Origin of the sequence: Paenibacillus sp. E194 (assembly GCF_000935845.1) — a bacterium.
Classification (GTDB): domain Bacteria; phylum Bacillota; class Bacilli; order Paenibacillales; family Paenibacillaceae; genus Paenibacillus_B; species Paenibacillus_B alvei_B.
On the sequence record NZ_JMDX01000046.1, the window covers coordinates 1 to 12524 of the forward strand.

The following is a 12524-nucleotide window of genomic DNA, read 5'->3' on the forward strand; positions in this document are numbered from 1 at the left end:
ACAGCAGCGCTCGCACCATGTCTCCCGTAAATACGTCGAAGGAGAAGCTTGCCCATTGCAGCGTCCGAATTCCCGGTTCATCTAATTGATAGGCATGCTTCCATGCATCCCCCAAGGCAGTAATCTGCTTATGCTCAATCATGACGCCCTTCGGCTTGCCAGTTGTACCGGATGTATAGATGACGTACGCCAAATGATGTGCTTCGTTGACAGGCACCAAGTTATCGCGGCTTGATTCGTAGTCGTTCTCATTATCAAGCAATACCCATGTTCCTGTGTAACCGACCCGCGTCTGCAAATGACTTTGCGATACGAGTACTCTTGCATTTGAGTCTTCCAGCATATACAGGATGCGTTCTTCTGGGTACTCAGGATCTATCGGAACGTAGGCTCCACCCGCCTTCAAGATTGCAAGAATACCGATGACCATCTCAATCGAGCGGTCTGCCATGATGCCTACGAATTGCTCTGCTGCTACACCATGGGCTCGCAATGTTCGAGCGAAGCAATTGGCTTGTTCGTTCAGTTCCTTGTAGGTTAGGTGCCGATCTCCGAACACGACAGCGACCTGATCAGGCGTGCGTTCGACCTGTTCCTCAAACAACTGGTGAATCGTTCGTCCAACTGGCTGCGGCGTTGACCAATTCCCGTTGCTGAAGCGTGTCAGGATGATCTGAGCTTCCTTATCACTGATCATGGACAACTGCTGCAAGCTCTGGCTCGGATTATTCAACATCTGATCAACGATGGTCATCATTTGTTCGATCATACGAATGACCTCATGCTCTTCGAACAACTGCTTGCGATAATCGATATTGAAAATAATCTGATTATCATCCACCATATCTTCTACGTGAACTGCAAAATCGTCCACCTCATGACCGCAAAAGCTGCTGCGTTGGCGGACAGCTAGTTCTCCGTAACTGGACCAGCGTATCGGCATATAGTCGATGGAAATACGGTATAAATCCTGAATCTCAACACTATTATTTTGTTCTCTTAAATCAAGAATAAGCTGGTTGTAAGGATACTTCTGATGCCGCAAAATTGCTTTTTGCTCTTTGGCAACGTTATGTAGGAAGGTTAGTACGTCTTGGTCTGGGGTAATCGTCAAACGAGCGGCTACCGTGCTTACGAACATGCCCAGCGCATCCTTGTCTTGCCTGGAAGTTCGATTCGCATAAGCGGCACCGACAGCAATATCGTTGTTCCCTGTCGTCTTGTATAGAAATGCGTATAAAGAACCTAGAAATAGAGTAAAGAGACTGATATTGTGCTGCTGGCTAAATCGGTAAAGCTTCTCGTACATTTCTCCGCTAACCGTGGTGCTTGTCCGACTGGCCTCTGTGCCGATTGAATGAGGAGGGTAAGATTTGATGCCTATCACTTCTGGCATTGTGCTGAACTTATCCAGCCAATATGCCTTATCTTTCGCGTATCGATCGGATTGTTCATACTCTCGTTCCGCGAATATGTAGTCCAGGTAAGTGCTCTCTTGTTCGTCCGTGTCCGCGTTGCCACTCACCATTGCGGTATAATTCTTCATGATTTTATAAGCGATAAGATGAGAAGAGACTCCATCCGTTGCAATATGATTCATTTTCAAATTGAACCATGTTTCCTCATCATTGACGTTAAATATGACAAAGTGGTATAACGCTGGGTCGAACATATGGATAGGAATATGATTAAACCGCTGTAACCAACTCTCAGCTTCAATCTGATTATCCCACTCTAAGTAATCAACGTGAGGGACGATTTGCTCTACGGGAGCAAATTGCTGCTTCGGCTGATTGTCTGTCATTGCGATTCGTATTCGGAAGGCATCATGCTGCATGATCACTTGATATATCGCCATTTTCAAAATCTCAACGTCTACCTTGCCTCGTATGTACATTGTTCCAGCAACGGTAGTAACCGACGTATTAGGATGCATCATTTCTGTGTACCAGATTCTGCGCTGCGCTTGCGTCAAAGGATACCATTCGTTAGGATTCGCGTTCACGTTGACTCTCCCCTATTCGAAAAATATTCGTAAGCGTCTGGAAACATCATCCGTGGATTCTGTTCCAAAAGAGTTCACAATCATATCCGCAGAAGAGATAAGATACATGGCTATATGAAGTTATAATTGCTCGTCATGATCGTGGTTATTAAGGTTATTGTTGAAAAATCGTAAACTGTGATGGGGATCTAAGTTGGATTACGGGCAAAACCTGTTCCTGACAAATTGTGACGAAGTAGTGTAGAGGCACAAACGAATATAGACATTTATGAGGCTCGAATTAGGCATTGCTTGTGATGCTGGACACCTCCTCATATAAAACTCTACATGTGTAACCCTATGGAGGAAGAAGATGCACCTTTTGTAGAGAAAGTTAATGATTTCCATAACGTATTATATACAGTATTGAGGCCATTAACAATATCATTTACTATAAATTAGCATAATTCTTTAATTTTTTGTAAATGAACTCCGTTTTTTGTCAATCATTCTTCACAATTCCCCCACTGCACAATCCCCTAAAACAAAACAAGACAGAAGTCCCTCTTCCCCTATGCATCTAACTGAAATCTGCATGAAGAGCGGGCTTCTGTCTTTTACGAATTTACGTACATCTGATTCGAACATGTATGGATTTAACCATCATAATTGACAATATAGCTGTGAAGTTCCGTATGATAATACCCTTCGCTATATTCAATCAACGCCCCGCCAATGTCATATGAATAGCGGGAACGCTTCAATAGCGGCATTTCGGGACTCACTCCAAGTATTGATCTCGCAGCCTCTGTTGCAGTCGCAACAGCAAACTCGTCTTTATATTTTCCAAGCTCGATATGCTGATCTTCGAGCCATTCATACAGCGACTGCTCGCTCAATTCAGATAGATCGAGCTCTTCCTCCTGAAGCCTTACATAATGGGTATAGTGAATATATGGCGTTCCGTTCAAATCATATACCCGTTCAATGCATAGGCAGTGTTCCCCAAACAAATGAAATGGAATCGTTCCTGCTTCATTGTGTATGACCTCGGCCCGAATGACTCTTTTCTGAATTTTGTGACCTTCTTCAACTAGGATTTCCGTGAACCGCTTCCATTTGGACAGCTTCGAGACGGAAGTATTGCGAATGACCTTGGTTCCCTTGCCGCTTCCTTTCTCCACATACCCTTCCTGCACAAGCTCAATAATCGCGTTGCGTACTGTAATTTTGCTAACTTGGAACTCTTCTTCAAGCTGCGGTTCCGAAGGGATGTATGTCCCAAGCGGATATACACCGTGCAAAATGCGCTCTCGCAAAATATTTCTTACCTGTACGTACAAGGGACGTTTGTTGCGTGACAATCTCAATGTTACTGCCTACCTTTCTACATCTATCCCTGACTCCACCATCGCTCGCAGTACCTCACGCTCCGTGGCCATTGGTGTATCGCCCTCGAATGTGTGTGCCAGCATGCTGGAAGCAGCGGCGAACTCTACCGTCTGCTCTGGAGCGAAGCCTTGGAATTCTCCGTGCAAAATACCGCATGTATAGGCATCCCCCGCTCCGATCCGATCATGTACCGCAAACGTTAATCGTTCCGAGAAGGTAAAGGATTCCTGCTTATACATGAAGCCTTGCAAGGAATGCGTCTGATTCTCGTGAATAGCGCGGTGAGTACCTGCTATGACCGAAATATTATACAGCTTCGCAACTCGAGGAATCAACTCCTCCAGCTGCTCGCGCCGATCCGTCTTCTCCGTCTCCATCCCGAGCGTCAGCATTGCGTCCTTCTCATTCATCATGACAATGTCCGCGAACTTGAGCATCTCTTCATAATGTGCTCTTGCCTTCACATAGCCCTCTTCGCCCCAATGCGCAGGACGATAGTTGCAATCGAAGATGACAGTACCCCCCGCAGCCTTGACGGCGGCAGCTAATGCCTTCATATGTTGGCGAACACCATCATTCATCGCGAGTGCAATGCCGCAGAAGTGAATCGCATCGATGCTGCCAGCAATCTCACTGTATGAATACACATCATCAGGCGCCGTATTGAAGCTGCTTCCAAGCCGATCTGTATAAGTTACGCGCCCAGGACGGGGGCCGAATCCTTGTTCTAAAAAATACATGCCGACGTATTTGCCGCCATGGCTAATGAATGCCGTGCCTATCCCTAGCTTGCGCAAATATGCCTCCGCAGCCTCGCCAAGCGGATTGTCTGGCAGCCGCGATATTAAATAGGCATCATGGCCGAAGCGAGCAAGCTGCGAGCTCACGTTGACGCCTGTACCCGAAAAAGAGTAATCCAGCTGACTTGCTTGGCTTAATCGCTCCACGCCAGGCACCGTCAGCCGCATCATCACTTCGCCGAAGGCCGCTACCTTCTTCATGCCCAGCTTAGGCATATTAGGCATAATACTCGACCCATTTCTTCATCACTGCGTATAAAGTGCGAATATCCTCTACCTTCGTGTTGCCCGTTGCTTTGTCCACGATTGAAGAGTACACATGTGGAATGACAATTGGCACCTTTGCTTCCAGTGCAATGCGCAGGATCACTTCGAAGTTATCCAGATCAATGCCGCCAGTCGGCTCTAGTGCGAACCCTTCTTCACCGCACGCCTTCGCAACCGCCCGAAGCTCTTCTTCGCAGGCAAGCCCGTTCATCGGGAAGTATTTCAATGCATTCCCACCCATATCGCGTACAAGCGCGATTGCACTCTTAATAGGAACAATGGCCTTGTCTGCCTGATCCGCACTTACGGGACCTGTCGAAATGTTAACGTATCCCACCTGCCCAGTCGGCGATACCAAGCTGTTAATCCAACTATCCTTGCCATTCAAGTTCGCGCGTGTTGCCCCAACCGAAGGGAATACTTGATTGATATGACCGCCGCCATAATGCTTCGCGATCTCTGCCACTACCGCCGCTTGACGATTGTCGCCAGCTCCAAGTCCAATTGAAACTGCATCGTCAATCGCAGCGCCATATTCTTTCATCGCTTCTACAGCCGACTCAACCGTCGGATAATTTTTGGACAGGACGCCAACAAGCACGTGACCTTCTGCCGCCTCGAAAATTCCCTTTGCATTTTCCACACTGTTTGCCAGCACATTCAGCGCCGCGCGTCCTTTGTATAACCGTTTATCCATATTAGACATGAGTAGGCCCTCCCACTAATTTGCGAATATGTGACTCAATGACGTCCATGTCATCCCCCATAAGCGGACGCGGATCGATATCGAAGTATCCTTGTCTAACCCCGTAGTCACGGGTATAAATGGCGATCTCCCCTTCCTGCAAGCCTTTCACAACGTTCTTCGCCGTCGTGCCGGCCAGAGCAGGATCGATCTGAATGCGAGCACGGTATATTGCGCGCCCCGCTTCATCCTGTACTATCGTGCATGTGACACCCTGGAGCTCATTCAGCGGCATAAGCTTGGCAAGCTCTGCCTTCTCCTGCTCGCTCTTGTCTTCCTTCACCATATATTCGTCCAAAGCCTGCAGTAGTCCGAACACGGATTCTTTGCCTACCTTCATGCTGCGCCCGATCCCGTGAAGCTGTACCTTCACCCATTCGATGGCTTGACGTTTGCCCGCCACTATGCCTGTCGTTGGACCCTCAATAGCTTTGGAGCCGCTATAGATCGCAAGGTCAGATACCTGCACATACTTGTGCAAATCTTCTTCCGCAGCCGCATCGACGATTAGCGGCACCCCATTACGCTGCGCGACTTCCCAAGCTTCCTCAACGGATATCATGTTTTTTTGCACAGCATGGTGGGATTTCACATAGAGAATTGCCGCGGTGTTCTCATGAATGGCATCCTCGATATGCTCGGCCTTGCCTTCGTTCGCATACCCAACCTCCACGAGTTTCCCGCCGCCTAAGTAGACCATCGTCTCGACAGGTGCACCGTATTGGACATTATGACCTTTTAAAATAATGATCTCGTTCTTCTCAATCGGATCTTGATGCAGGCGAAGGCTCTTGCGGCGATTGCCTTGTGTCACGATTCCCGCAACAGACAATGCAATCCCACTGGATGCTGAGTTGACAATAACGGCTGCTTCGGAATCGATGAGTCCTGCAACATAATGGCCTGCTTTATCGACGAGGTCGGCAATTTCCACATAGCTCTGTCCGCCGATCTTCATCGCTTCCATTACCGTATCGGACACGGCCGATACGCCGAGAATACTCATGCGTCCGCTAGCATTAATGACGCGCTTAAGTCCGTACTTTACATGCAATGTACTCGCCATTTGCAAACACTCCCTTGGTTACGATATGTTGATGCCCGATACGGACATCGCCTTCTGAATCGATGAGTTCAATTGGCTCATTGCGTACTTCGAACAGCGTCAAGTTAGCGCGATCCCCTACTTGAATGCGACCAAGCTCCGGCTTGCCTAACCATTCCGCAGCACGTGTCGTCACGCCGCCGATCACTTCTTCGAGCGTATACCCTAAGTACAAGAACTTCGACAGCACATGCGCCAAGCTGTAAACAGGACCGTTCTGCCGATTACCGCGATAAATGTCTGAGCTGATTGTATCCACGGGAATGTGATGACACTTAGCCGCTTCCGCTACCTTGAAGGAGAAGCTCGCCGTTCCGTGTCCAACATCAAGATGGACACCGCGTGCTACCGCTTCCTTCAACACGTGAAGCGGTTCTCCCTTCGCATCAAATAAGTTATTTGCTTTACCATTTAAATAATGTGTGATGATATCCTTCTGCTGCAAATAAGGAACGATCTCTTCAATATCCGGAGGTGCTGACCCGATGTGCACCATAACAGGAAGCCCCATGTCCTCGGAAAACTGCCGTGCCTTGCGAAGCGGTTCAATGCCGCTGTCCACCACAACACTCCGACTAATCCGCGCTTTGAGGCCAACAATGAAGTCTTTATATCGTTCTACCGCTTCCTTCACCGCTGATTGATCGATCCAAGACATATCCGATAATTCATCGATACGCTTCAGCCCAATTTTGGAGATATTGAGGAATGCCAGTACATTCGTGACAGATTGTTCTGCCTTCTCCTTCAGTTCCCCTATTCGCTCTGCCCCCAAGCTTCCGGCATCAATGATGGTCGCAACTCCCTGCTCGACACCTATCTTATCAATAGCGTCGCCATAAGGATCAAATTCTTCAAACGCATGGACATGCATATCAATCCAGCCGCTCGAAACGTATGTATCCGTACCCCTATAATCCAATATCCGGTCACCTTGAACCTTGTCTGCTTCCGTGATGGCTGAGAGAATTCCATCTTCAATTACGATGTCTATTTCTGTGCCGTCCACACACTTTACGCCTCTTACGACGATCCGTTCGCTCATGCTGCTGCTCACCTCGCTTCGAGTAAACAAGCTATCAATCTAACAACTTTATTTCATATTGGAAGGATCAAGACTCAAGCCAAACATTATAATGTTTGAATTCATAGTAGCACCGCATGTTACCGACGTCAATATAACGTTATAATGTTTATGGATATAAAAAACGAGTTATCACGTTCCTGTCATAACTCGTTCACACTACACTATGAAAGACGAAAGATATATAGAATTTAGGATGGCCATTGAGCCGCTAATTGTTGAATTCGCTGCAATATTTTCGCAACGATCCCGTTTTGAATCACCGACACGAAAAGCCCTTCATTAAATCGGTCGCCGCGAACATAACAGGTCATTACCTTCCGCAACGTATCTATGTCCGCGTTCTGAATCTGTTCATCTATGTTTTGGGCTATGTCTTTATAAATCTCATTCTCGTTAAGCCATGCATGCCAATCAAATACGAGAAGAAACCCACACTCATTAAGCTCTCTCCGAAATGCAGCCACTTCCTCACTTTCACAAAGGTAACCGTTAATGAAACTCCCAACTTCCCGATCAGGCTCTTGAAAGGAATCGAGGTAGCTGATTAAACTATCGATAGCTGTTCTAGTTAGCACTGGTGTGTGATCCAAATCTCAACCCTCCTTTTGGAAAAAAGTACTCTAGCTATTTTACCATGTTCCTGAGGTACGTTCCTGCTCCAAGATAAGTTGAAAGCCATGATACAAGGATGGCCGCGTAGATTACTTAGATTAAAACAAACCCCATTTACAGCAGGAGTAGCCCACTTTCCAAGCGATTCTGTTTTTCAAAATTTTAATGTAAAATATATGATATTGATCTCTTCACAATAGTGTGCGATACACAGTATAATAATTTCCAGGAGCTGATCATATGGCGGATGTACAAGAAACGATAGTTGGTCTATTGAGCGAGCTGCGGCGAGGCACGATTGTTATTGGCGTGCTCAGTCAGTTGTCCGAACCGCAGTATGGCTATTCCCTCGTATCCTTATTAGAGGAAAAAGGAATTCCTGTCGATCCGGGAACCTTATACCCTTTGCTTCGCAGACTGGAGAAGCAAGAGCTGCTTGAGAGTAGATGGGATACGAATGAATCGCGTCCCCGTAAATACTATCAGCTCAGCCCGTTCGGGAAGGAAGTATATGCGGGGCTGAACCAGGAGTGGCGCAAGCTGGTCGCCAGCATGGAAGACATTTTGAGTGACCTTGGAGGAGGAGAGTAGCATGGAGGTAATAGACCGATATATATACGCGGTGACACAGCGTCTGCCTGAACAACAGAGAGAAGATATTCAACGGGAACTGCAAAGTCTGATTGAGGATATGCTGGAGGAGCGCATACCGACTGGCCAAGCATCTAAAGAGGATGTCGAAGAAGTGCTGCTTGAGCTAGGACCGCCGAATGAGCTGGCCGCGAAGTATCGCGGGTACGAGCGTTACTTGATCGGCCCGATGTTAATCGACACTTACTTTACTACGCTAAAGATTGTATTGGCATCGCTCGTTATTGGGCTCACCGCCGTATTTACTATCGATACGTTCCTGTCACATTCGAGGATGCTCGAACCGGTTACAAGCTACCTGAGCTCTTTAGTTACGAGTGCTGCTCAAGGATTCTTTTGGGTAACCATTGTATTCGCTTGGATGGAGTACAGGCAGCGGAAAAATAGTGCAGACAAAGACAGCAGAAATAAAGTGTGGAGGCCCTCTGATTTGCCGCTGATTCCGGACGCAAAGATGAAAATCAAAAGAAGAAGGCCCATCCTAGGCATCTTTTTTACCATTGTGGTCATGGTAATTTGTCTCTATTTTTCTGATCTGATCGGGATATGGAGGAACCACGATGGCGTGCTTAAGGCCGTTCCGTTCCTGAACCATGATGGTTTCCGACACTATTTGCCGCTTGTGTGGATCGTAGCCGCATTAGCCATTATGAAGCAAATCGTCCGAATGATTGTGCATTATCGATCAAGCAAGTTACTGGCTTTCCATATCGTGATGACGGTTATTACCACGACGCTTCTATGCATCATGTTCACGGATCAAGCGCTATGGAACCCTCATTTTATTCAAGATTTGACCGCTTCAAACCTTCTGCCTGTCGATGGAAATGACTTCAAATCTATTGTGTCGACCTGGCCTCGGTTGAAGGAATGGCTCGTAAACGCCATCGTAGTATTAGCATTGCTCGATATCATCACCGAGTCCTTGGCATGGTACCGAGCAAAATCATCACCCTCTTCCATCACAAAACAAAAACCGTCATTATAGCAGCTCATGCTGTTGAGAGCCCCGGTTCATCGTGCATCTTTAAAGGCAAATTTTAAGGCCATCCTGTGTGGATGGCCTGCATAACGAATTCAAAGACAGTGAAGAAAGTGAGAACGCTAAATCATTTTCCGAACTCCCCGGCATACCTATTCGCTCTATACGCTATTTCCTACTTCATATTGTGCTTTAATCACAAAATACGAGCCTCGAATTGTTCCCGCCAATTTTGATTTCTGTCTGGCAAACTTAAACTTCCCCTCTAACTCCTTTGGTACCTCCATCCCCTCAGAAAGCTTAAATCCAACAGCTCGCTTCTTCGGGTCATCCACCGTATACATGACATTGAGCCCAAGACCATCCTCATAAAAAACGTAGGTGAATTGAATATTTTCCACTTGAAAGCGCGACGTTTCTAAAGGGGTGGCCGCAAACTCAATATCACGTTCCTCTTTCAAGATTCGGTTCACGTAATCAAGGTTCTCCTGACTTTCGCTAGCTGGTACAACCGTAAATTCATGTTTGTATTTATTCATGAAGTAACGGGCCTCGTTAGCACGTAAACCAGCAAGTGTTTCTGCTACAGGTGAAGATTCTAAACCAACCGTAGACACATTTTTAAAATCAACGATATACGACATTTTGATCCCTCGTTTTCTCTTTCTTAGTTTCCTAATTCACTTATCAAATACAATGCGAAAAATGATGATTCAAGAGAAAATTTCGACTGGCAAATTTACTGGTTATTAAATGGTGTTTACATAGACTGGTATTAACAAATGTCTCTCTAGATATACGATGTTCTAATGGTCGTCGTAAATTTCGCCTTATTTTGTGATAAGGCACTCCGTGATGTGGCTAAATGAGGTTATTTTCTTCTGAGAATTCTTGATTGACCACCTTGACCATCTCTTTATTGTCAGCATGAATGCTTTTCATTCCTTCAAAAAATGGATATTCCCTGCTTACATATTTTTCTAACTCTCCGTTATCATGAAGAAGCTGTTTTAAGTAATACTTTGAACTGTCTATCCTTTTTTGAATTTCCTCCTGATCCTGTGTTGTCGATCCGTGTCCAGGTATGTGAGTCGTTATTTGATGATTTAGCAAAATATTTTCAGCTTTATTGATAGTATTTACATAGTCTTCATAATTGCTAAAGATAAACGGAAACTCAACATCTGACAGGTAATCTCCAGAACAAAATAGACCATATGGCTCGATCACTGTAAATAAACCATCATTCGTATGACCAGGTGCTAGATAAAATGTCATGGTTATCGAATCTAATTCTAATTTTTGTCCATCCGCTGAAACAACAATATCTACCGTTGGATAAACAGGTGAATAGCTTCTATGTAAATAGTACCCTTGATCAAATTGTTTAATCTTTTGAATGCTGCCTTCTTTGTTTGGATTTTCATCTAATTGTTTAGATGCAATTACCTTAGCTTCCGGAAAGGCCCCTGACCCAATAATATGGTCAAAATCGCTATGTGTGTAAATAATATATAGTTGCTTATCACCTTTAACTTTATTTATATAGCGCTTAATTTCTTCAATTTCGTTAGGCAACCAGTTAGGATCCGTCATAATGATTGCTTCATTAGTTTGAATGATTCCCGTGGTAGTCATATATAGTGCACTTTGAAAAACAGTAATATTATTTTTTTGGAATTGAATCATCATGAACCTTCCTTTTCCCTTAATTATTCGTGCCTTTAACCCCCTAATTTATCCTCTCTTAAATTAAAAAAGTTCGAGGAATATCGATAAACTCCTTCTTAGCGTTATTCTTCCAACAATACAGCCTTCTCTATTTAGGATATAAGTAAATTAACCTTTTAACTATTTAAGAAAATAGAAATTTAATTAAATTTAATAATAACTTCTGCAGAAAAAAGATGGATACTTTTGGAACAAATTTTTATCCATTATATCTGAATAATAGTATGTGATTCATCCTTAAAATAAAGTATAGTTAGTATCTAATTAAATAATCCTCTCATTAAGGATGTGTCAGCATGCGTATTAATAAATATATAAGTGAATCTGGAAAAGCATCTAGACGAGGTGCCGATAAATTAATTACCGATGGAAGAGTTACTATTAATGGTAAACTTGCAACTATAGGCAGCCAAGTTGAAGCTGGGGATGACGTTCGAGTAGATGGAAATCCAATCCTAAACCGAGTAGCAAAGCATAATGTCTATATTGCCTTAAATAAACCTGTAGGCATCACTAGTACAACAGAAAAAGGTGTAAAGGGGAATATTGTTGATTTCGTCAACCATCCATTACGCATATTTCATATTGGGCGCCTGGATAAAGATTCAGAGGGCTTAATCCTCCTTACGAACGATGGCGACATTGTTAACGAAATTCTGCGTGCTGAAAATAAGCACGAAAAGGAATATATCGTTACAGTAGACAAGCCAATTACTCCTGAATTCTTGAAGAGGATGTCAGAGGGTGTCAAAATATTAGGTACAAAAACACTTCCTTGTAAAGTAGTTCAATTATCAAAATTTGATTTTAAAATCATTTTAACACAGGGCCTTAACCGCCAAATTCGCCGCATGTGCACTGCATTAGGATACAGCGTTCGCCGACTGCAAAGAATCCGAATCATGAATATTCATTTAGCCAACCTTCCTGTTGGACAATGGAGAGATTTAACGAAGCAAGAGCAAACTCAATTATTTAGAGACTTAAATTATGAGCCAAAAGAATGGTAAAAACTAATTATCCAACAGCAAGTTTTGAGAAAGTCCATTCTGCTTAAGGATGGACTTCTTTAACGTTTGTCTTAGATTAACTCGATTTTTTCAAAAGAAATTTCCTCCATAATGATTCTCCGTGCTGTCTGTAACGTCAAGTTTTAAAAAAAGGACGC

The 12524-nt window shown here is 44.6% G+C and carries 12 protein-coding genes; 3 read left to right on the forward strand and 9 right to left on the reverse strand.

Annotated elements, in window-relative coordinates; translation table 11 throughout:
• The 7 genes from AZ66_RS08835 to AZ66_RS08865 form a co-directional block, all read right to left on the reverse strand.
• The coding region (locus AZ66_RS08835; protein ID WP_052648448.1) for a condensation domain-containing protein at positions 1-2005 on the reverse strand (2005 nt) is incomplete at its 3' end.
• Between the two features lie 635 nt (positions 2006-2640).
• Positions 2641-3354: a GntR family transcriptional regulator gene (locus tag AZ66_RS08840; RefSeq protein WP_044354507.1), complete on the reverse strand. Its 714-nt coding sequence runs from the start codon at positions 3352-3354 to the stop codon at positions 2641-2643.
• A gap of 9 nt (positions 3355-3363) precedes the next feature.
• Positions 3364-4401: a sugar kinase gene (locus tag AZ66_RS08845; protein ID WP_442950280.1), complete on the reverse strand. Its 1038-nt coding sequence runs from the start codon at positions 4399-4401 to the stop codon at positions 3364-3366.
• Positions 4394-5149, reverse strand: a complete 756-nt coding sequence (gene dagF, locus AZ66_RS08850) for a 2-dehydro-3-deoxy-phosphogluconate aldolase (protein ID WP_021259804.1) — start codon at positions 5147-5149, stop codon at positions 4394-4396. The genes AZ66_RS08845 and dagF overlap by 8 nt, the downstream gene beginning before the upstream one ends.
• Positions 5142-6254, reverse strand: a complete 1113-nt coding sequence (locus tag AZ66_RS08855; protein ID WP_044354509.1) for a DgaE family pyridoxal phosphate-dependent ammonia lyase — start codon at positions 6252-6254, stop codon at positions 5142-5144. Before AZ66_RS08855 ends, dagF begins: the two co-directional genes overlap by 8 nt.
• Positions 6220-7338, reverse strand: a complete 1119-nt coding sequence (locus AZ66_RS08860; protein ID WP_044354510.1) for an amidohydrolase/deacetylase family metallohydrolase — start codon at positions 7336-7338, stop codon at positions 6220-6222. Before AZ66_RS08860 ends, AZ66_RS08855 begins: the two co-directional genes overlap by 35 nt.
• 230 nt (positions 7339-7568) lie before the next feature.
• On the reverse strand, positions 7569-7970 hold the full coding sequence (locus tag AZ66_RS08865) for a DUF6508 domain-containing protein (RefSeq protein WP_044354511.1): 402 nt from the start codon (positions 7968-7970) through the stop codon (positions 7569-7571).
• 262 nt (positions 7971-8232) lie between these two features.
• On the opposite strand from AZ66_RS08865, the gene AZ66_RS08870 reads away from it, so the two are divergent.
• Positions 8233-8583 carry a PadR family transcriptional regulator gene (locus tag AZ66_RS08870; protein ID WP_044354513.1) on the forward strand — a complete coding sequence of 117 codons (351 nt, stop codon included), beginning with the start codon at positions 8233-8235 and terminating at the stop codon, positions 8581-8583.
• A gap of 1 nt (position 8584) precedes the next feature.
• Positions 8585-9631, forward strand: a complete 1047-nt coding sequence (locus AZ66_RS08875; protein WP_044354514.1) for an HAAS signaling domain-containing protein — start codon at positions 8585-8587, stop codon at positions 9629-9631.
• Positions 9632-9786: 155 nt separating this feature from the next.
• Here AZ66_RS08875 and AZ66_RS08880 read toward each other — a convergent pair whose 3' ends face one another.
• Together AZ66_RS08880 and AZ66_RS08885 are read right to left on the reverse strand one after the other, a co-directional pair.
• Positions 9787-10269, reverse strand: a complete 483-nt coding sequence (locus tag AZ66_RS08880; RefSeq protein WP_044354515.1) for a hypothetical protein — start codon at positions 10267-10269, stop codon at positions 9787-9789.
• A gap of 217 nt (positions 10270-10486) precedes the next feature.
• Positions 10487-11314 (reverse strand): MBL fold metallo-hydrolase, encoded by an 828-nt coding sequence (locus AZ66_RS08885; protein ID WP_044354517.1) that lies wholly within the window; start codon positions 11312-11314, stop codon positions 10487-10489.
• 338 nt (positions 11315-11652) lie between these two features.
• Here AZ66_RS08885 and rluF point away from each other — a divergent pair, with 338 nt between their 5' ends.
• A complete protein-coding gene (gene rluF, locus AZ66_RS08890) occupies positions 11653-12366 on the forward strand; it encodes a 23S rRNA pseudouridine(2604) synthase RluF (protein WP_044354518.1) in 714 nt (237 codons plus the stop codon).
• The last annotated feature ends 158 nt before the right edge of the window (positions 12367-12524 follow it).

Coding starts and splice junctions, on each gene's coding strand:
- AZ66_RS08860 (WP_044354510.1), bottom strand. CDS start 7,338: ATGAGCGAACGGATCGTCGTAAGAGGCGTAAAGTGTGTGGACGGCACA.
- AZ66_RS08880 (WP_044354515.1), bottom strand. CDS start 10,269: ATGTCGTATATCGTTGATTTTAAAAATGTGTCTACGGTTGGTTTAGAA.
- AZ66_RS08845 (WP_442950280.1), bottom strand. CDS start 4,401: ATGCCTAATATGCCTAAGCTGGGCATGAAGAAGGTAGCGGCCTTCGGC.
- AZ66_RS08855 (WP_044354509.1), bottom strand. CDS start 6,254: ATGGCGAGTACATTGCATGTAAAGTACGGACTTAAGCGCGTCATTAAT.
- AZ66_RS08875 (WP_044354514.1), top strand. CDS start 8,585: ATGGAGGTAATAGACCGATATATATACGCGGTGACACAGCGTCTGCCT.
- AZ66_RS08885 (WP_044354517.1), bottom strand. CDS start 11,314: ATGATTCAATTCCAAAAAAATAATATTACTGTTTTTCAAAGTGCACTA.
- dagF (WP_021259804.1), bottom strand. CDS start 5,149: ATGTCTAATATGGATAAACGGTTATACAAAGGACGCGCGGCGCTGAAT.
- rluF (WP_044354518.1), top strand. CDS start 11,653: ATGCGTATTAATAAATATATAAGTGAATCTGGAAAAGCATCTAGACGA.
- AZ66_RS08870 (WP_044354513.1), top strand. CDS start 8,233: ATGGCGGATGTACAAGAAACGATAGTTGGTCTATTGAGCGAGCTGCGG.